Genomic DNA, 18,887 nt, shown 5'->3' with positions numbered 1-18,887 from the left:
GGCGTAGCGCCGGACACGTGGCGACTGGCATGGTGCTGGCTGCGTCCTGGCACCAGACTTGGCATTGTTCAACCTGCAAGGGCGAGGCGGCGGTTGCAAGCAGCGGCTAGCTCGTGCTGTCGACGGCTGCGGGTAGGCCGTACACTGGATTCGGTTCTTGCCATGCCCGGATCAATCACCTTGTCAAGGCCGGCTCCACTGGTACGCTGAGCGCCGTTCTTAATGGCCGGCAAGCGAGCCCAGCCAGATCTGCTCAAGTCGACCCTCGCTTCGCCGTTACATGGTGCGACCCACGTTGACCAAACGCCTGCCGACCAAGCCATGACTGCCCTGATGCCGCCCGTGCCGATCCCAGCCGACGACGCCTTGCGCGTGGAGGCAGTGCGCCGGCTGGGAGTACTGGACACCGAGGCTGAGGCCGAATTCGACGACATCGCCTGGCTGGCCGCGCATGTCACCGACGCGCCGATGGCGCTGGTGTCGCTGCTGGATGCCGACCGCCAGTGGTTCAAGGCGCGCTGCGGCACCGATCTGGAAGGAACCCCGCGCAGCGCCTCGTTCTGCTCCTACGCGGTGATGGGCACCGAGCTGATGGAAGTGCCCGATGCAGAAGCCGACCCGCGTTTCGTCAACAACCCACTGGTGACTGCTGCGCCCGGTGTGCGCTCGTATGTGGGCGTGCCGCTGATCGGTAGTGGTGGTTACACATACGGCACTTTGTGCACGCTCAGCACCGAATCACGCGTGCTCGATGACCACCAGAAACAGGCCTTGATCCGCCTCGCGCGGCAGGCCGCCAGTCAACTGGAAGTGCGCCGCGACCGGCTGGCCGCACAGGCGCAACAACAGACCCTGAGCCTGTTGCTGGAAGCCATGGCTGACGGCGTGGTGGCGTGCGGCAACGACGGTTTGCTGCATGAATTCAACCACGCCGCGCGGCAATGGCACGGCACCGATCCGCGTGCGCTGCCGCCTTCGCAATGGGCGCAGTACTTCGACCTTTACAACGCCGACGGCAGTACCGTGCTGCCCACCGATGCGATCCCCCTGGTGCGCGCTTGGCGCGGCGAGCACGTACGCAACGCCGAAATGGTGATCCGTGCCACCGCCGGCCAGCCGGCGCGCAGCGTGCTGTGCAATGCCGACCCGGTGGTCAGCGACCAGGGTACGCCGTTGGGTGCGGTCTGCGTGATGCACGACATCACCCAGCTCAAGGAGGCCTCGGCCGCGCTGGCTGCCGAACGCGCGCGCCTGCAGGCCCTGGTGGACGCCTCGCGGGATGTGGCGATCATCGCCTTCGATCCGCACGGCCAGATCGAGTTGTTCAATCCTGGCGCCGAGCGGCTGCTTGGCTATGCCGCGGACGAAGTATTGGGAAGCTGCCCAGTGCAGTTCCATCTGCCCGCCGAGCTGGAGCGGCACATGTCCACGTTGGCCTTGTCGCCGCCGTCCTATGTGAAGTTGGCTGCGGCCGCAGCCGGCGATGTGCTTGCCGAAGAAATCTGGACCTTGGTGCGTAAGGACGGCGAACTGCGTCGCGTGCGCCTGTGCTTCAACATCATCCACGATGCGCAGCAGGGATTGGCCGGTTATCTGGCGATGGCCATCGACGTCACCGCCGAATTGCAGGCGCAAGCCGCCGCGCAGCTGGCCGCCCAGCATTTCACCGGCGCTTTCGAAACCGCGCCGCAAGGCATGGCGATCGTCTCTCTGGACGGTGCCTGGCGCGACGTCAACCCGTCGCTGTGCAGCATCCTGGGCTATCCGCGCGAGCAGTTGTTGCACACGACGTTTCAGACCATCACCCATCCCGACGATCTGAATGTGGACCTGCGGCTGGTGCAGGAGCTGATCGAGGGCGAGCGCGACAGCTATAGCTTGAGCAAGCGCTATATCAGCCAGCAGGGCACGGTGATCAGGGCGCAATTGTCGGTGTCGCTGGTACGTGACAGCAGCGGTGCGCCGGTGCATTTTGTCTCGCAGATCCAGGACGTCACCGAGCGCCATGTTGCCGCCGAACGGCTGGCCGCCAGCGAAGCGCGCCTGCGTGCAATCAGCGACGCCACGCCTACATTGGTGGGTCAATTCGATGCTGGGCAGCGTTGCTTGTTCGCCAATGAAGCCCATCGCGACTGGCTCGGTGTCGAGCCGGCCAGCCTGGTCGGCTGCCATATCACGCAAGTGTTGGGCGGCGACCTCAGTGATGCCGCGCGCGCTGCCTTGGCGCAGGTCGTCGCCGGGCAACGCGCCAGCTTCGAACATGTATTGCGCGGCGGCACGTCCCCACGCGATGTGGAAATCACCTTGGTGCCGGAGACGCAGAGCGCATCGACGCAGACGCAGGCTCAGGGATTCTTCCTGATGGCGCACGACGTCACCGCGCATAAAACGCTGCATCGGCTGATGCACGAGCGCGCCACCCGCGACGCCTTGACCGGCTTGCCGAATCGGCACGCCTGGTCGGAAGCGCTGCAGATCGCCGTGACGCAGGCGCAGCAACAACAATGCGCCGTGGCAGTGATGTTCCTGGATCTGGACGGCTTCAAGCGTATCAACGACGTCTACAGCCACCGCGCCGGCGACGCCGTATTGGTCGCCTTCGGCCGCTGCCTGCAGCGTGCGGCAGGCGACCGCTATTTAGTGGCACGTCTGGCCGGCGACGAATTCGTGGTGCTGTTGGACGACTTGCAAGACCCGCAGACCGCATGTGCCGCGGTCGCAGAGCGCATCCGCATCGCTGCAGCGGAAGGCGCAGTGTTCGGCGACCAGCACCTACCGATCCAGCCCAGCATCGGCGTCGCCTGGCAGCACGGCACGCACGTCGACGCCGCCAGTTTGATGCACGCAGCAGACGAAGCGATGTACGCCGCCAAACGCGCGCGCTGCGGCAGCGACACAGCCACCACTGGACGCGATTCCGCGCGGTAAGCACTGTTTCTTTTCCCTGCGGGACCTCGGTCCCTTTATGGGGGGAAGATGCCCTAAAGCGGATGAGCTTACGGTCTATCCGTCTAGATGCGTCAGTCTTGACGCTGAGCTTGCGCGCCTCCACCAGTTCCAGATATTGCAGACGCGCAGCGGCCACCGCCAGCAGGATCACCCACACTGTCAGGAGCGCGCACAACAGGACGAACTTACTGGTGAGCGGGAAGTTGGCAACGTCGCGACGCAACGGGGAGCCAATGGGCTTGGCAAGGACATCCAACTAAGAGTGGCTAACAAAACTACTGCGCGCCCGCCAGGCGGGCGCGGCCGGTGCTCGGAATCCGCAGGTACCATTCGTAAACTGCGGTTCGCCCGCGCCGTCCGCACCCACGTGACGACTGCTCGCTACGTTTTTTATTAATTGCTCTAAGAGCCTGTTCACGATCTTTTGAGTAGAAGCGCCAAGAAGGCCAGATGGATGAACTGCAAGCTGGTGTTGAGTTTGCGCTCGCAGTTCTTCCACAGCCTTCGGTTTTTCTCCAGCCAGGCAAAACTGCGCTCGACGATCCAGCGCTTGGGCATGACCTTGAAGGTGTGCAGTTCGCTGCGCTTGGCAATCTGCACCGTGAGCTGCTCGCCTAGAATCTCTCGTACGCCTTCGGCAAACGGTACTCCGGTGTAACCACTGTCGCACAGCAGGCTTTGTACATGCGTCAAGTTTGACTGACAGCGCTCCAGCGCCCGCAGCGCACCTTTGCGGTCGGTCACCTCCGCCGTCGTCACCGCGATGGCATAGGGCACCCTGGGTATCAACAGCGATATGCCGCTTGATGCCCGACACCTTTTTGCCCGCGTCATATCCCTTTTGCCCGGCTGTGTCTGTGTTCTTGACGCTCTGCGCGTCCACGATCAAGAACCTGCTGAAGATGTTGCGCTCCTGTTTCTGGCGGGCCACGCCAACCTGATTTTTTGAGCGCCCGCTCCAGCAGGCTCACTCCTTCATCGTCGCACTCGCTCCACTTGGCAAAGTACGCGTGCACGGTCCGCCACTTCGGAAAGTCGCTGGGTAGCGCTCGCCATTGGCAACCGGTTCGCAGCACGTACAACACTGCGCACCACACCTCATACATATCCACTCGGCGTGGCTTGGTGCGCTTGCGCGCTTGTTCCAGGATCGGGAGGATGTGTTCGAAACGCTCCCGGCTCATGTCGCTCGGATAGGTTTTTTGGCGCATCCGCAGAGTCTGCACCAATCAGGAAAGATCGTGAACAGGTTCTAAGAGCTGAGGCGCTAGCGCACGGATAACGGCTGATTCACAGGTCGGTTGAACGTTATTAGCGGCAGCGTCGGCCTGTTTGGAGTCATCAAGGCTGAGTCGTGCAATGCGCCAATGCAATATAGGAGCGCCTTTGGGCGATGGGCGTTGTCGATCACGCTTCACCGCGCCAAAGGGAGTCCCTGCAGCGTTGCTACATGCCGGACGCCAGCATGCGAACCGCGTTGATCAGCCCGTTGCGTTACGCGGCGTCATACAGTGGGACCACCTTCTGACGACATATTGGCTGCGGGCACGCAGCGCGGGCCCCTTCAGGCATTCAGCCTGCCGCGCAAAAGCCGAACTCGGCAGTCGCACCCGCTGCCAGGGTGCGATTGAAATCCACGCCGCTAGCCTTGAGCGTGGTGCCGCTTTGCAACCAGGTGGCGTTCCAACCGTTGTTGACGGTGCCGGTGACTGGCAGCGAGATCGACCAGGTGCCACTGACGGTGCCGGTGTTGGTGACCTGCATGCGGTTGCAGTAGCCGCCATTCCACTTGCTGTCCACGATCACCTTGGTGCTGAAACTGCCGGTGGACGTCGGAGCCGGGGTGGGAGCCGGCGCGGTACTGCTCACCGTGCCCCACAGCGTCCACAACAGCGCCATCTTGTCTTCGCGCACGCTGGTCCAGTCGTCGCGCAGGATGCCGCCGGTATCGCCGCTGTTGGCGTTCCACGCCCAGTAGAAGCCCGCGTTGATGTCCTTGTTGCGCAGGTATTTCACCAACGCGTCCTGCCACACCTTGTCGCGGGCATCGCCTTCGCCGTACTTGCCGCCGAACTCGCCCAGCAGCAGCGCATGCGTGCCGGCAAATTGACCGAAGTAGCGGTCCCAGATCACAGTCATGTTGTTGGGGAAGTTGCCATCGTTGAAATACGACTGCACGTACACATCCGGCCCGTATACATGCGGTGCCAGCAGCAAATGGTTGGCCGGAATGTTGAGCGGGGTGCAGGCCAGCGGCTGCAGATTGCCGCCCCAGAAGATGCCGCCATTGGTTGAGCATACCGGGTTGTCGGTGATGCCTTCCACCGCGATGATCCACTTCGGCGCCACCGCCAGCACTGCCGCCGAACCGCGCTCGGCGGCCTTGTTCCAGTCCGTTGATGCGTTGCCGCTGGCCCAGGTGGCCGCACCGTGCGGTTCGTTCTTCAGATCCAGGCCGATCACGCTCGGCACGCTTTTGTAGCGGTTGGCGACAAAGCGTAGATCTTCCAGCCACCGCGCTTCGGAATACGAGCCGGTGTACCAGAGCTCGGAAATGCTGCCGCAATCGGGGCTGTGGTGATCCAGCAACACGTACATGCCGCGCGCATTGAATTCGTTGATCACCTTGTCGAAAATCTGCAGTGAGGTCAGACCTTGCAGATCGGGATTGCGGCCGTAGTCGATGCTGGTCGGGGTGGTGGACGCGCGCAGCGTGGCCGGGCAGAACGGCAGGCGCACGGCGTTGAAGCCCAGGCCCTGCATCTGGTTGATCATCTCTTTCCAATTGCGCGCCCACAGACCATGCATGACATGGTTGCCGCTCTCGAAGCCGAACACGTTGACGCCCTTGAGCTGAACCACCTTGCCTCTGTCGTCGACGATCTTCTTGTTGCTGATGGAATAGCTGAAAGCCGGTGCGGCGGTCAGCGCCAGCGCCGTGGCCAGCGCGAGCGTACTTGCAGTCCTGAAAATGGACATGGTGGTTTCCTTGGAGAACCGAGCTCGACAGTCGAGCGCGGTGGGGGCATCTTGGTGTACGGCTGCGCTCCTTAGAGTGATGCAAGTCACAGAAAAGCGTATTGCCGCATCGATGACACACAGGCTGCGGGCGGTGTCGCTTTCCTGCACACTATTGGCGCTGCGCAATGTCCGCAGGCTGTCTTTTCTGCCCCCGGAGTGTCTCCCGATGTCCTTTTTGCGTGCCGAACTGGCGCAATGGCGCGCCTCACCTGCGCGCGAACTGATGGCCGGTGCGGTCGCAACGTTTGCCCTGATTCCCGAAGTGATCGCGTTCGCTTTCGTGGCAGGTGTGGACCCGCAAGTGGGCCTGTTCGCATCCTTTGTGATTGGCATCGTGATTGCGTTTTGTGGCGGACGCCCGGCGATGATTTCTGCTGCAGCCGGCTCGGTGGCCTTGGTCGCCGCACCGCTGGTGGCCGCGCACGGTTTGCGCTATCTGCTGGCGGCCGGGTTGCTTGCCGGTGCGGTGCAGATCCTGTTCGGACTATTGCGCCTGGGCGTGCTGATGCGGTTTGTCAGCAGCTCGGTGCGCACTGGCTTCGTCAACGCGCTGGCAGTGCTGATCTTCTCCGCGCAGTTGCCGCATCTGCTCGGCGCCAACCTGACTACCTGGGCCATGTTGGGCGTGGGCCTGGCGATCATCTACGGCCTGCCGCGTCTGCGCGTACCCGGCCTGTCGGCGATTCCCTCGCCGCTGCTATGCATCCTGCTGCTGACCATCGCCGGCACGGCATTGCAATTGCCGCTGAAGACCGTTTCCGATCTGGGCAAGCTGCCCAATGCGTTGCCATTCCTGCAATGGCCTTCGGTGCCGTTGACGTTGGAGACTCTGAGCATCATCGCTTTGCCGGCGCTGGCTATCGCAATGGTGGGCTTGCTCGAATCGCTGATGACCGCGCGCGTGGTCGATGAACTCACCGATACCCCAAGCAACAAGAACCGCGAATGCGCCGGGCTGGGCATCGCCAATGCGGCGGCCAGCCTGTTCGGCGGAATTGCCGGCTGCGGCATGATCGGTCAGACCGTGGGCAACGTGAAGTACGGCGGTCGTGGCCGGCTGTCCACGCTATTTGCTGGCGTGTTCCTGCTGATCCTGATGGTACTGCTCAAGCCGTGGGTGTCGCAGGTGCCGTTGGTGGCGTTGGTGACGATCATGGTGATGGTCTCAGCCGAGACCTTCGACTGGCGCTCGTGGCGCACCCTGGTCACCCATCCACGCACCTCCAGCGTGGTGATGCTGGCCACCGTGGCGGTGACCTTGGTCACCCACAATCTAGCTGCTGGCGTAGCGGTGGGTGTAGTGCTGAGCGGAGTGTTCTTCACTTTCAAGGTGGCCGGGCTGCTACAGATCGCACCTAGCGATGGCGACGACGGCGTGCGTACCTACAGCGTGCGCGGGCAGGTGTTCTTCGCCTCGGCCGATGTGTTTATCGATGCCTTCGACGCACGTGAGGTGCCCGGTCGTGCGGTGCTGATCGACGTGAGCCGCGCGCATTTTTGGGACATCACCGCCGTGGCGGCGTTGGACAAGGTGGTGCAGCGGCTGCGGCATCACGATCTGGACGTGCAGGTGAAGGGCTTGAACGCCGGCAGTCGTCGTCTGATACAGGCGCACGCGCTGGGCGAAGACGCGCTGGAATCCGCGCTGCCCTGAGATGTTGCCGGCAAAGCGGGTGCGTGGTCTGTGCGGCCGAAGAACTCTCGCTGCTGCGCATCGCCCCGGATGGCCGCACCATGGCCGAAACCCGGCCGCGTGATGACGGCCGGCTGTCGCTGACGGTAGCCGAGATCCACGATGCGCAGATGTGTACGCAACTTGCCCAGGTGCGCGGGCCGCGTGCGATGTGGTGCAACTGCAAGAAGACGGCCGCGCGCTGCTGGTCTGTCCGATTAAGGCAGTTGGTACGCATGACAACGTGGTTCGCCGCCCGTGACAGCCCGCGTGCCAAGCTGCAATCTATTGGGGTTGTGTTCGGTCGCTGCGGCGTAGTCTGCCGCGCTTCCAGCGTCGGAAGAGGGGCTGAGGCCTGCGCAGCGGCCTTCGTTTCCTTTAACGGTCGATTCTTTAGAATGCGCTGCGACGTGAGGTTGCAGCCAGGAGAGCTTGTGCATCGGATTGGTTTTAGATCGTCTTTGTCGCACGCCGTTGGGTTCGCCCACGCTGCGACGCATCAAGCAACATCGCTATGCATAGCCGGGATGGACCTCCCGTTTCAGCCCGCACTGTCGCGATCGTGCGACGGGCAGCCTTGATGGATGGCACCGTGACCCTTCCCCCCGCACCAACCGCATTGCCCCCCATTTCCCCACTCGACGCTGGCCAGCCCACGCTGCCGCCTGAAGCGCCGTTGGCGATGCCCGAACAAAGCTTGCAGGAAGGCAGCCTTCAGGTCGGCCATCAGCGCACCGCGCCGGCCGGCATTGGCGTTCGGCGCTTCTATCTGATCGGCGGCACCTTCGCCACCACCGCGGTGGCGGTGTGGGTGATGCTCAGCGTGCTGTGGCCGGACGGCATCAGCGTGCTGGAAGGCTGCCTGCTCGGCCTGTTCGTGCTGCTGTTCGCCTGGATCGCGATGTCCTTCGCCAGCGCGGTGGCCGGCTTCATCACCGTAGTGGCGCGCGCCGGGCGCAAGCTCGGCATCGACCCCGAACAACCGCTGCCGACGCTGCAGACGCGCACCGCGTTGCTGATGCCCACCTACAACGAAGACCCGCGCCGGCTGTTGGCCGGCCTGCAGGCGATCTACGAATCGGTGGCCGAAACCGGGCAGCTGGAACACTTCGATTTCTTCGTGCTCAGCGACACTACCCGCGAGCATATCGGTCGTGCCGAAGAGGTGGTCTACAATCAGTTGTGCGATCGCGTCGATGGACACGGGCGCATCTTCTACCGCCGCCGCGCCGACAATGCTGCGCGCAAGTCCGGCAATGTGGCCGACTGGGTGCGCCGCTTCGGTGGCAGCTATGCGCAGATGCTGATCCTGGACGCCGACAGCCTGATGACCGGCGACACCGTCGTGCGGCTGGTCGCCGGCATGGAAAACAACCCGGATGTGGGCCTGATCCAGACCCTGCCGGCGGTGGTCAACGGGCAGACCTTGTTTGCTCGCATGCAGCAGTTCGGCGGCCGTGTGTACGGGCCGATCATCGCCTTTGGCGTGGCTTGGTGGCATGGCGCCGAGAGCAATTATTGGGGCCACAACGCCATCATCCGCACCCAGGCGTTTGCCGATCACGCCGGCCTGCCATCGCTGCGCGGGCGCAAGCCGTTCGGCGGGCATGTGCTCAGCCACGATTTTGTCGAGGCGGCGCTGATGCGGCGCGGCGGCTGGGCCATGCACATGGTGCCCTACCTTCAGGGCAGCTACGAAGAAGGCCCGCCCACGTTGACCGATATGCTGATCCGCGACCGCCGCTGGTGCCAGGGCAACCTGCAGCACGCAAAAGTCGTCGGTGCCAAGGGCCTACACTGGATCAGCCGCATGCACATGCTGATCGGCATCGGGCATTACTTCACCGCGCCGATGTGGGGCTTGCTGATGTTGATCGGCATCGCCATACCGCTGGCCGGTGGGGGCATCGATCTGGCCGGCAATCTGCCGTTCTCGCCCGCGCGCTACTGGCATGGCAGCAGCCAGGGCAATGCGATCTGGATCTTTATCTGCACCATGTTCGTGCTGCTCGCGCCCAAGTTGCTCGGCTATATCGCGCTGCTGCTCAACCCGCGTGAACTGCGCGCCTGTGGCGGCGCCATCCGCGCGCTGCTGAGCATCCTGCTGGAAACCGTACTGGCCGCCCTGATGGCGCCGGTGGTGATGTACCTGCAGTCGCGTGGCGTGTTCGAAGTGCTGGCCGGCAAGGATTCTGGCTGGGATGCGCAGGTGCGCGACGATGGCAAGCTGTCGTGGCCGGACCTGTTGCGCAGCTATGGCGGGCTGACTGTGTTCGGCCTGTTCATGGGTGCGGTGGCCTATACGGTGTCGCCATCGCTGGCGGCCTGGATGGCGCCGGTGATCGTAGGTATGGCCTTGTCGATCCCGGTGGTGGCACTGACCTCGCTGCGTCGCACCGGCCTGGGCCTGCGCCGCGCGGGCATCTTCTGCATTCCCGAAGAGCTCGACCCGCCCAAGGTTCTGGTGCGGGCGGCCGCGCTGCGCCGCGCCGCCGCGCTGGAGCCGTCGCTGATTTGAGTACGGCAGCTCACGTTCACCGCCCCTGATCGGCAGAGGTCCGGTCAGTAGCTTGGCGAGCGGCAAAATATGTGCGCTTCCCTCATCGGCGCCGTGATCGGGCCGGCTCACCATGCAAGGCATAATGCCCAGCCCCCAAGTGGAGCTGGATGATGTTGGAAGTGATCGAACGCGAGACCGGACCAAACCCGCAATGGACCGTGTTGTGGTTGCACGGCCTGGGCGCCGACGGCAGCGACTTTGCCCCAATGGTGCCGGAACTGGTGCGACCGCAGTGGCCGGCACTGCGCTTCGTGTTTCCGCATGCGCCGATCCGCCCGATCACCATCAACAACGGCGTGCGCATGCGCGGCTGGTACGACATCGTCAGCCTGGATTTCGCCCAGCGCGCCGATAAGGTCGGCATCGCCGAATCGGTGGCGCAGGTCGAAACGTTGATCGTCCACGAGCAAACCCTCGGCATCGCGCCCGAGCGCATTCTGCTTGCCGGGTTTTCGCAAGGTGGCGCGGTGACCTTGGCGGTGGGACTGCAGCGCGGCGAGCCGCTGGCTGGGCTGATCGCCCTGTCGACCTATCTGCCGGAACCGGCCGCTGCCTCCAGCCAGTTGCAGCCGGCCGCCACCCGCCAACCGTTGTTCATGGCCCACGGCACCGCCGACCCGGTGGTGCCGTTCGCTGCCAGTCAGGCGAGCATGCAGACCTTGCGTACGCTCGGTTTCGAACTGGACTGGCATACCTACCCGATGGGCCATCAGATCTGTCTGGAAGAAATCGAGGCCCTGCGCAACTGGATGCAGGCGCGCTTCACCGCCGTCTGAGGCCATGGGCCACCGCGCGCCACAAAAATCGTCTGGATGCCGGACCTATGCCGGCTGCCGCGATTGGGCGCGCTGCTGGATCGGCTGAGTTGGTGGTGTGGTGGTGCTGGTGCTGGTGCTGGTGGTGACCCTGGTTCCCGACGTCGGCGCGGCGCGCAGCATCACGCTGTCGCGCTTCACCTGTCGCTGCGCTAGCGCGGTAACCAGTTGCAGATCCGCATCGTCAATCCGGCTCTGCAGCCCGGTGCCCGGCTCCCGTTGCTGGTCGGAGCCGGACATGCCCAGGCCAGCATCTCGCACCGGCTGGCACTCCAGTTCGGTGCCGGGCCACGGATGGCGGCCAGCTGGGCCGAAGGCTACTATGTCCGTGAGATAACATTGCCGCTGCCGTGAGGGAGAGTCGCTGCAGCGAGGGGATGTCCATGACGGCCACGCAAGTGCGGGTGCTGATCGCCGATGACGAGCCACTGGCGCGCGAGCGCCTGCGCATGCTGCTGGCCGAGCATCCGCACGTCGAAGTGATCGGTCAGGCCGAAAACGGCCAACAAGTGCTGCAGCAGTGCGAACACCTGCACCCGGATCTGGTGCTGCTGGACATCGCCATGCCTGGCGTCGACGGCCTGGAAACCGCGCGCTTGCTGCGGCAAAGCCAGCCACAGCCGGCGGTGGTGTTCTGCACCGCCTACGACCAGCACGCGCTGTCGGCGTTCGACGCCGCCGCGCTGGATTACCTGATGAAACCGATGCGCCCGGAACGCCTGGCCGCCGCACTGGAAAAGGTAGCAACCTTCCTGGCCGGACGCGCGCCCAGCGCCGCGCCTCCGCCGTTACGCACGCATCTGTGCGCACGCCTGCGCGGCAGCCTGCGGCTGATCGCCATCCAGGACATCCGCTACCTGCAGGCCGAAGAGAAGTACGTCATCGTCCACCACGCCCGTGGCGAGGACCTGATCGAAGAGTCGCTCAAATCCTTGGAAGACGAGTTCGCCGACCGCCTAGTGCGCATCCACCGCAATTGCCTGGTCGCCCGCGACGAACTGGTGGAACTGCGCCGCAGCGGCGACGGCCAGGTGCACGCGGTGCTGCGCAACGTGCCGCAGACCTTGGAAGTGAGCCGTCGCTGTGTGGCCAGCCTGCGCGAGCAATTGCGCTAAAGGGTGTCATGCGCTCATCCCAAAACGCACAACACGCTCTAGGTATGAGTTACGGGTCTGCTCCGCGATAATGGCGGGATGACCGCGCTCCGCATCGCCACCCGTAAGAGCCCGCTCGCCCTCTGGCAGAGCGAACACGTCGCCGCCGCCTTGCGCCAGCATCATCCCGACCTGGAGGTCGTGCTGGTGCCGATGAGCACCCGTGGCGATGATGTGCTGGACCGTTCGCTGGCTGCGATAGGCGGCAAGGGCCTATTCCTGAAGGAACTGGAGCTGGCGATGCTGCGTGGCGAAGCCGACTGCGCGGTGCATTCGCTCAAGGATGTGCCAATGGAAATTGATAAGCCGTTCGTGCTGCCGGCCATCCTGGGCCGCGGCGACGCGGCCGACGCGCTGGTGTCCAATCTCTACGCCAGCTTGCAGGCACTGCCGCTGGGCGCACGCGTGGGCACCTCCTCATTGCGTCGCCAGGCGCAGTTGCGCGCCGCGCGCCCGGACCTGGAATTGATCGACCTGCGCGGCAACGTCAACACCCGCCTGGCCAAACTCGACAACGGGGGTTACGACGCGATCGTGCTGGCCTGTGCCGGCTTGCAGCGGCTGGGTCTGGATGCGCGCATTTCCGCGCGACTGGACGCGCCAGAGTGGTTGCCGGCACCCGCACAGGGCGCGGTGGCGGTGGAATGCCGCGGTGACGATGCGCGTATCCATGGTCTGTTGGCGGTGCTGGACGCAGGCCGCACCCGCGTCTGCGTGGAAGCCGAGCGGGCCATGAATCGCGCGCTGCATGGAAGCTGTCACGTGCCGGTGGCTGCGTTCGCGCGCTGGGAAGGCAAGGGCCTGTTCCTGCAGGGCATGGTCGGCGACGCCAGCGACGGGCGGCTGATTCACGCAGACGCATACGGCAGCGCCGACGACACCGAAGAACTGGGCCGCCGCGTCGCGCGAGGCTTGTTCGACAAAGGCGCCGCACAGTTGCTGGCAGAGCTGTAACGACACCGACACCGACACCTCAACCGATGCGTAAGCGGCTTAGCCTTACCGGCTCGAGGTTGCAAACGCGTCGTGCCGAATCCTCGTAGAAGCGGCCCTGGCCGCGATAGGCCTCACCAGTAAAACCTCTCGCGGCCATGGCCGCTCATACAACCGCTAATTTTTACTTGAACTTGTAAACCAGGTTGACCGTGGTCAGCGTATCGGTCTTGTTGTCGCCATCGCTGACCTCACTGTTGTGGCGCATCTGCCATGCAGCCTTCAGCGCGAAGTGCGAGTTCATGTTGACTTGCACGCCGAAATCGTTCTGCGCATAGGTGTTGTATCCGCCCGACTCCACCAGCAGCGTGTTGATCAGATCGGTGTTGTCGGTGACGGTGTACTTGAGGTCGAACAGGCCGCGTGCGATCAGGCCGGTTTCGTTGCGGTCTTCGTTGCGGTTGTGCGCGCGACGGACACCAGGGCCCACCTGTGCATCCAGATAAAAACGATCGGCGTTGATCAGGCGCGTGCCGTAACCGATACCGAAGGTGGCCAGATGGTCATAGGTGGCGAAATCATCCATTTCGTAGCGGCCGGTGGCGGTGAGCTGGCGGTGTTCGCCCAACTGCAATGCGCTGCCAGCGCTGCCGGTGTAACGCTCGGCGGTGGTCTGGCGCTTGCGTTCGGTGCTGCCGTCGTCGTCGGTGTTGGTGTATTCGGAACTCGAACGCAGTGCAGTGGCGTCCAGGCTGTGGATCCAGTCGCCGTCGGTATAGCGCAGACGGACGCGGCCGTTAAGGCTGTCGGTGGTGCTATTGCCGTGCGCCGCGGCGTAGCCGAATTCCCCGCTGCTGCCGCCCCAGGGCGAGGGCATTAGCGCTGCGGCCGGATCCACCGGCGCCGATGCCACTGCCTGGGCCCAGACGGTGGGCGTGATCAACAACAGTGGCAGCAGGGCAGACGACAGGGTACGGCGGAACATGGGCGGCTCGCTTTGGAGGGCAGGGTGGTTAGAGAGGGTGGAAGCGATTTCATGATAACGGACTGTGCGACCGCGTCATGATCAAGTGAATGTCGCGCTTCATTGAGGGTTTGGGCGATGGGCGCAGATCGCAGCCGAATGACGTGTCCAGGTGCGAGCGGCAGCGGACGCGTGGTGAATGCGAGCGAGCTGTAAAGCAGGCGCAGCCCCGACACCGGTTGGCACGCTCCTGCGACTGGCGCACAGCCGCGCTCACCCCACCGCGCAAGGACTTCGGACATAATCGACACATGGACCGCTACGAACGCATCAACTCCTTGCATCGTCTGCTCAAGTCAGCTCGCTACCCAGTCACGGTGGCGCGGCTGCGGGATGAGCTGAGCTGTTCTCGCGCAACCGTTTATCGTGATCTGGCGTTTCTGCGCGATGCGCTGATGGCGCCGGTAGAAGGCGACGGCGAATCGGGCTTCCGTTATCTGTCCGGCGAAAGCGACCGCTTCGAACTGCCCGGCCTGTGGCTGAGCTCGGAAGAATTGCACGCGCTGTTGGCTTCGCAGCAACTGCTCGCGCGCACCGGCGGCGGAGTGCTGTCTTCGATGCTGGCGCCATTGCAGCAACGTATCGAAGGGTTGCTGGCCGCCCAGGCCGGCGTATCGCAATGGCCGGTGGACCGGGTACGGGTGATTCCGCACCGCGGCCGCAAGCTGGACGAAGCCAGCTTCCGCACCGTGGCTTCCGGGGTGCTGGAGCGCAAGCAATTGCGCTTCGACTACCGCGCGCGCTCCACCGACGAATCGACCAAGCGCACCGTGTCTCCGCAGCGCATCACCCACTACCGCGACAACTGGTATCTGGACGCGTGGGATCACGGTCGCGACGGCGTGCGCAGCTTTGCGGTGGACCGCATCAATCACGCGCGCCTGCTCGATGCGGTCCCGCGCGACGTGCCCGACAGCGAATTGGACGAGCAACTGGCTGCCAGTTACGGCATTTTTTCAGGCGTACCGAAGGGCTGGGCAACCATCGTGTTCAGCGCCAAGGCCGCGCGCTGGGTCGCCGACGAGCACTGGCATTCCAAGCAACAGGGGCGCTTTCTGCCCGATGGCCGTTATGAACTCAAATTGCCTTACAGCAACTCACGCGAATTGCTGATGGACGTGCTGCATTACGGTTCTGATGCGGAGATTGTCGAACCGGTTTCGTTGCGCGAGCAGGCCAAGGCGCTGTTGTCGCTTGCATTGAGCAATTACGACTGAGCGTGGCGGCTAACGGGTAGCGTGGGGAGTGCTCATGTGACAAGTGCTCGCGTGTGAAGCAGGTGCTCACCCAGCGCAGCAGATGGCGATGTGGAAAAAAGCGTATGTCGCCGAAAGGCTGCGCGGTGCGATCGTGCCGAGTGCGGCTGCTCCAGGAATCACGACGTTAACGACCAAGCATTGCGCCTGATCTTCTTCGACTGGCGCCCCTGATCTATTGACGGATAAAGCGCCGATTCTGGCCAGCCACCCGTCCCACCAACCTCAGCGCTTATTTGGCACTTCAAAGCCCAGACGGCCCACCTGCTCGCGCAGCTGCGGCACGCGCTTGAGCTTATCGGTGTAGATGGAATAGTCATCGCGCATCTTGTTGACCAGCAGGCGGTACTGGTCCCGGCTCATGTCCGGCTTGCGCGAAAAGATCCAGGCCAGATCGCGGCCTGGGTAGGAGATCAGCATCCAGGAGCCATCTGGCGCGATTTCCAGGATGCGCTGCTTGGCCGGGATCACTTTGTAGAACCACACCCGCCAATCGCGATTGCCGCTGTCGGCATCTACCGAGGCGCGCGCTTTGACTTCCTTTTCCGGCTCGTCGAAACCGTCGCGATACAGATAGCACACTGCCACCTTGCCGCCTTCGACCAGGGTGTATTCGTCACGGCTGGTGACGTGGCCGCGCTCGACCGGGTTGGGCATGCGCGCAATCACGTACCAAGTGCCCATGATCTTGGACAGGTCGACCGCCGGCTCATTGTTGGGCGTGTCTTTGGCGTGTGCCACGGGTAGGCCGAGCACGAGCAGGAAAGCGAGGGCGATCGTAACGGTCAGGCGCATCGCAACATCACAAATGGGCAGTTGGAGCAGCACACTACCGCATGCAGGGGGCAAGTTCGCGTCAACGGTCGGGTATGCCGTCGGTAGTGGCGTCATGCACAACCAGCGGCGCCGCGTGCACGGGTCGGGAGCCTATCGACCACGCCCAGGTCGCAGCCGGTGAGATGGACACAGGCAATTGTGCCGGCCTGTTGTGATCCTTTTCCTGTCACGGAGTGCCGCCATGTCGCATCGTCCTTCCCGTCGTTCCGAACGTCCCGACCCGCGCCTGCTGCGCCCAGTCCGACAGATCGCCTTGGCCGGCCTGGCCCTGGTGTTGGCGTGGCCAGGCGCGCGCGGGCACAGCGAGTGGATCGGCTGGCTGCCGCTGTGGCTGGTCGGCATGCCGATGCTGGCATGGTGGAGCCTGCACCGCTTCGCGTTGCCGGCCTCGGTGGGGCCAAGTGTGCGCCGCGGTGCGCCACGCCGACGCGGACCGCAGGCGCAACGCCGGCGCAGCACCTCGCGCACGGCGGCACAGGCGCAGGTGGCCTGACCTTCGGCAGGGTTGAGCGAGCAAAGCGCTGTGCTACGTTTCGGGCATTCGTTTTCCCGGAAACATTCATGCCCAAGTTCGCCTCGATCTGCCTGCTTACCGGCCTGATCACCGCTGGCGCCGTCTCTGCAGAGGAAACCGCCGTGTCCAATGATCCCTACGCCTGGCTGGAAGATGTCACCGGCGCCAAGCCGCTGGACTGGGTCAAGGCCCAGAACGCCAAGACCGAAGCGCGGCTGGCCACCACGCCGGCGTTCAAGCAAATCGAAACCAGCATTCGCCAGGTGCTGGATTCGGACGCAAAGATTCCCGGCGTACAGAAGATCGGCGAGTACTACTACAACTTCTGGAAGGACAAACAGCACGAGCGCGGCCTGTGGCGACGCACCACGCTGGACGAATACCGCAAGCCCTCGCCCAAGTGGGAAACGGTGCTGGACCTGGATGCGCTCAACAAGGCCGAAGGCGAAAACTGGGTCTGGCACGGTGCCGATTGTCTGCGGCCCGACTATCAGCGCTGTCTGATTGCGCTGTCGCGCGGCGGTGCCGATGCCGATGTCACGCGTGAGTTCGATCTGGCCGGCAAACAATGGGTCAAGGACGGCTTCTTCCGCCCCGAGTCCAAGGGCGGGCTTGGCTGGATCGACCAGGACACCGTCTACGTGTCCACCGATTTTGGTGCCGGCACGATGACCAGCTCCGGCTATCCGCGCATCGCCAAGCAGTGGAAGCGCGGTACGCCGCTGAGTGCCGCCAGCGTGGTCTACGAAGGCAAGCCGACCGACATGTACGTCGCCGCGATGCACGATGACACGCCCGGATTCGAGCGCGATTTCGTCAGCCGCACGCTGGCCTTCTACAACGACGAGCTGTATCTCAAGGGCGCCGACGGCAAGTTGGTCAAAGTGGATGTGCCCAATTCGGCCAGCAAGTCGGTCAAGCGGCAATGGCTGACCCTGGAACTGCGCGAGCCATGGACGGTGGGCGGCAAAACCTATGAAGCCGGCTCGCTGCTGGCCACGCGGTTCGACGACTTCATAGCCGGCAAGCGCAGCTTCGAGGTGCTGTTCGAGCCCACCGACAGCACCTCGCTGGCGAGCGTAGCGTGGACGCGTTCGCACCTGGTGTTGAATGTGCTGGAAGACGTCAAGAACCGCCTGAGCGTGATCACGCCATCGCAGGACGGCTGGAAAAAAAGCGCCTTCGTCGGTGCGCCGGCGTTCGGCACCGTCGATGTCAGCGCGGTAGACAGCGACGACAGCGACGCGCTGTGGTTGACCGTCACCGACTATCTGACCCCGACCACCTTGTCGTGGGTGGACGTAGGGACTGCGCCGCAACCGCTCAAGACCATGCCGGCGTTTTTCGATGCCGGCAAGGACATCATCGAGCAGCACTTTGCCACCAGCAAGGACGGCACCCACGTGCCGTATTTCCTGGTGCGCCCCAAGAATCTGAAACTCGATGGCAGTGCGCCGACCCTGCTGTATGGCTACGGCGGTTTCGAAATCTCGATGACCCCGAACTACTCCGGCGGATTGGGCCGCGCCTGGCTGGAAAAGGGCGGCGTCTATGTGGTGGCCAACATCCGTGGCGGTGGCGAATACGGCCCGCGCTGGCACCAGGCCGCACTCAAGCAGAACCGCCACAAGGCCTACGAAGACATGGCTGCGGTGGCCCGGGACCTGGTTGCACGCAAGATCACCTCGACCAAGCATCTGGGCGTGCAGGGTGGCAGCAACGGCGGTCTGATGACCGGCAACATGCTCACCCAGTACCCGGAGCTGTTCGGCGCGGTGGTGGTGCAGGTGCCGTTGCTGGACATGAAGCGCTACAACCATCTGTTGGCCGGCGCCTCCTGGATGGCCGAATACGGCAATCCGGATACCGACGATTGGAAATTCATCCAGACCTTCTCGCCTTATCACCTATTCGATCCGAAGAAGGCCTACCCACCTGTGATCTTCCTGACCTCTACGCGCGATGACCGCGTGCATCCCGGTCATGCTCGCAAGATGGCTGCCAAGATGATCGAAGCCGGCAAGGACGTAACTTACTACGAGAACATCGAAGGCGGCCACGGCGGTGCGGCCAACAACGCGCAGGCGGCGCATATGGCAGCGCTTGCGTATAGCTTCCTGTGGGAGCGGTTGGCGGATTGAGGCGTTGGTTG

13 protein-coding genes, 1 other RNA gene and 3 pseudogenes are annotated in these 18,887 nt (G+C 63.8%); 12 read left to right on the top strand and 5 right to left on the bottom strand.

Annotation, left to right across the window (positions count from 1 at the left end; all coding sequences use genetic code 11):
- Positions 1-222: 222 nt before the first annotated feature.
- Both PD885_RS17285 and PD885_RS17280 read left to right on the top strand, forming a co-directional pair.
- On the top strand, positions 223-2,928 hold the full coding sequence (locus PD885_RS17285) for a PAS domain S-box protein (RefSeq protein ID WP_002804675.1): 2,706 nt from the start codon (positions 223-225) through the stop codon (positions 2,926-2,928).
- 342 nt (positions 2,929-3,270) lie between these two features.
- Positions 3,271-3,345, top strand: a non-coding RNA gene (locus tag PD885_RS17280) — sX9 sRNA.
- Positions 3,346-3,363: 18 nt separating this feature from the next.
- Here PD885_RS17280 and PD885_RS17275 read toward each other — a convergent pair.
- Both PD885_RS17275 and PD885_RS17270 read right to left on the bottom strand, forming a co-directional pair.
- Positions 3,364-4,160, bottom strand: a pseudogene (locus PD885_RS17275) (IS5 family transposase).
- A gap of 361 nt (positions 4,161-4,521) precedes the next feature.
- Positions 4,522-5,928: a cellulase family glycosylhydrolase gene (locus PD885_RS17270; protein ID WP_002804679.1), complete on the bottom strand. Its 1,407-nt coding sequence runs from the start codon at positions 5,926-5,928 to the stop codon at positions 4,522-4,524.
- 208 nt (positions 5,929-6,136) lie between these two features.
- Here PD885_RS17270 and PD885_RS17265 point away from each other — a divergent pair, with 208 nt between their 5' ends.
- From PD885_RS17265 to PD885_RS17245, 4 genes and pseudogenes are all read left to right on the top strand, one after another.
- Positions 6,137-7,624 carry a SulP family inorganic anion transporter gene (locus PD885_RS17265; RefSeq protein ID WP_002804680.1) on the top strand — a complete coding sequence of 496 codons (1,488 nt, stop codon included), beginning with the start codon at positions 6,137-6,139 and terminating at the stop codon, positions 7,622-7,624.
- 26 nt (positions 7,625-7,650) lie between these two features.
- Positions 7,651-7,862 (top strand): annotated as a pseudogene (locus PD885_RS17260) (hypothetical protein); the annotation flags it as partial.
- Positions 7,863-8,222: 360 nt separating this feature from the next.
- Complete coding sequence (gene mdoH / locus PD885_RS17250) at positions 8,223-10,160, top strand: glucans biosynthesis glucosyltransferase MdoH (RefSeq protein ID WP_002804681.1); 1,938 nt, start codon at positions 8,223-8,225, stop codon at positions 10,158-10,160.
- A gap of 149 nt (positions 10,161-10,309) precedes the next feature.
- Positions 10,310-10,978 carry an alpha/beta hydrolase gene (locus PD885_RS17245; protein WP_040762398.1) on the top strand — a complete coding sequence of 223 codons (669 nt, stop codon included), beginning with the start codon at positions 10,310-10,312 and terminating at the stop codon, positions 10,976-10,978.
- Between the two features lie 45 nt (positions 10,979-11,023).
- Here PD885_RS17245 and PD885_RS21605 read toward each other — a convergent pair whose 3' ends face one another.
- Positions 11,024-11,257, bottom strand: coding sequence for a hypothetical protein (locus tag PD885_RS21605; protein WP_040762399.1), 234 nt, complete (start codon positions 11,255-11,257; stop codon positions 11,024-11,026).
- Here PD885_RS21605 and PD885_RS17240 point away from each other — a divergent pair.
- The 3 genes and pseudogenes from PD885_RS17240 to hemC form a co-directional block, all read left to right on the top strand.
- Positions 11,174-11,371, top strand: a pseudogene (locus PD885_RS17240) (sensor histidine kinase); the annotation flags it as partial. The gene PD885_RS21605 and the pseudogene PD885_RS17240 sit on opposite strands and share 84 nt — an antisense overlap.
- 29 nt (positions 11,372-11,400) lie before the next feature.
- Positions 11,401-12,132: a LytR/AlgR family response regulator transcription factor gene (locus PD885_RS17235; RefSeq protein WP_172404516.1), complete on the top strand. Its 732-nt coding sequence runs from the start codon at positions 11,401-11,403 to the stop codon at positions 12,130-12,132.
- Positions 12,133-12,210: 78 nt separating this feature from the next.
- The gene (gene hemC / locus PD885_RS17230) at positions 12,211-13,125 is read left to right on the top strand and encodes a hydroxymethylbilane synthase (RefSeq protein ID WP_002804686.1); all 915 of its coding nucleotides are present in this window, start codon (positions 12,211-12,213) and stop codon (positions 13,123-13,125) included.
- A 163-nt stretch (positions 13,126-13,288) separates the two neighbouring features.
- Here hemC and PD885_RS17225 read toward each other — a convergent pair whose 3' ends face one another.
- Positions 13,289-14,089: a DUF481 domain-containing protein gene (locus PD885_RS17225; RefSeq protein ID WP_002804688.1), complete on the bottom strand. Its 801-nt coding sequence runs from the start codon at positions 14,087-14,089 to the stop codon at positions 13,289-13,291.
- Between the two features lie 290 nt (positions 14,090-14,379).
- Between PD885_RS17225 and PD885_RS17220 the strand changes: the two genes are divergently transcribed.
- On the top strand, positions 14,380-15,345 hold the full coding sequence (locus PD885_RS17220) for a helix-turn-helix transcriptional regulator (protein WP_002804689.1): 966 nt from the start codon (positions 14,380-14,382) through the stop codon (positions 15,343-15,345).
- Between the two features lie 264 nt (positions 15,346-15,609).
- Here the strand turns inward: PD885_RS17220 and PD885_RS17215 are convergent, their stop codons facing one another.
- Positions 15,610-16,179, bottom strand: a complete 570-nt coding sequence (locus PD885_RS17215) for a lipocalin family protein (protein WP_002804690.1) — start codon at positions 16,177-16,179, stop codon at positions 15,610-15,612.
- A 223-nt stretch (positions 16,180-16,402) separates the two neighbouring features.
- Here PD885_RS17215 and PD885_RS17210 point away from each other — a divergent pair, with 223 nt between their 5' ends.
- Together PD885_RS17210 and PD885_RS17205 are read left to right on the top strand one after the other, a co-directional pair.
- Positions 16,403-16,714, top strand: coding sequence for a hypothetical protein (locus PD885_RS17210; protein WP_002804691.1), 312 nt, complete (start codon positions 16,403-16,405; stop codon positions 16,712-16,714).
- Positions 16,715-16,782: 68 nt separating this feature from the next.
- On the top strand, positions 16,783-18,876 hold the full coding sequence (locus PD885_RS17205; RefSeq protein ID WP_002804692.1) for a prolyl oligopeptidase family serine peptidase: 2,094 nt from the start codon (positions 16,783-16,785) through the stop codon (positions 18,874-18,876).
- The last annotated feature ends 11 nt before the right edge of the window (positions 18,877-18,887 follow it).

It is taken from the genome of Xanthomonas fragariae (genome assembly GCF_900183975.1).
Classification (GTDB): domain Bacteria; phylum Pseudomonadota; class Gammaproteobacteria; order Xanthomonadales; family Xanthomonadaceae; genus Xanthomonas; species Xanthomonas fragariae.
This window is presented reverse-complemented; position numbering and strand designations above follow the sequence as displayed.

Bases quoted from the DNA above. Each gene is read 5' to 3' on its own strand.
- mdoH (WP_002804681.1), top strand. From the start codon at position 8,223: ATGGATGGCACCGTGACCCTTCCCCCCGCACCAACCGCATTGCCCCCC.
- PD885_RS17225 (WP_002804688.1), bottom strand. From the start codon at position 14,089: ATGTTCCGCCGTACCCTGTCGTCTGCCCTGCTGCCACTGTTGTTGATC.
- PD885_RS17245 (WP_040762398.1), top strand. From the start codon at position 10,310: ATGATGTTGGAAGTGATCGAACGCGAGACCGGACCAAACCCGCAATGG.
- PD885_RS17265 (WP_002804680.1), top strand. From the start codon at position 6,137: ATGTCCTTTTTGCGTGCCGAACTGGCGCAATGGCGCGCCTCACCTGCG.
- PD885_RS17235 (WP_172404516.1), top strand. From the start codon at position 11,401: ATGACGGCCACGCAAGTGCGGGTGCTGATCGCCGATGACGAGCCACTG.
- PD885_RS17220 (WP_002804689.1), top strand. From the start codon at position 14,380: ATGGACCGCTACGAACGCATCAACTCCTTGCATCGTCTGCTCAAGTCA.
- PD885_RS17205 (WP_002804692.1), top strand. From the start codon at position 16,783: ATGCCCAAGTTCGCCTCGATCTGCCTGCTTACCGGCCTGATCACCGCT.
- PD885_RS17210 (WP_002804691.1), top strand. From the start codon at position 16,403: ATGTCGCATCGTCCTTCCCGTCGTTCCGAACGTCCCGACCCGCGCCTG.
- PD885_RS17215 (WP_002804690.1), bottom strand. From the start codon at position 16,179: ATGCGCCTGACCGTTACGATCGCCCTCGCTTTCCTGCTCGTGCTCGGC.
- PD885_RS17285 (WP_002804675.1), top strand. From the start codon at position 223: ATGGCCGGCAAGCGAGCCCAGCCAGATCTGCTCAAGTCGACCCTCGCT.
- PD885_RS21605 (WP_040762399.1), bottom strand. From the start codon at position 11,257: ATGTCCGGCTCCGACCAGCAACGGGAGCCGGGCACCGGGCTGCAGAGC.
- hemC (WP_002804686.1), top strand. From the start codon at position 12,211: ATGACCGCGCTCCGCATCGCCACCCGTAAGAGCCCGCTCGCCCTCTGG.
- PD885_RS17270 (WP_002804679.1), bottom strand. From the start codon at position 5,928: ATGTCCATTTTCAGGACTGCAAGTACGCTCGCGCTGGCCACGGCGCTG.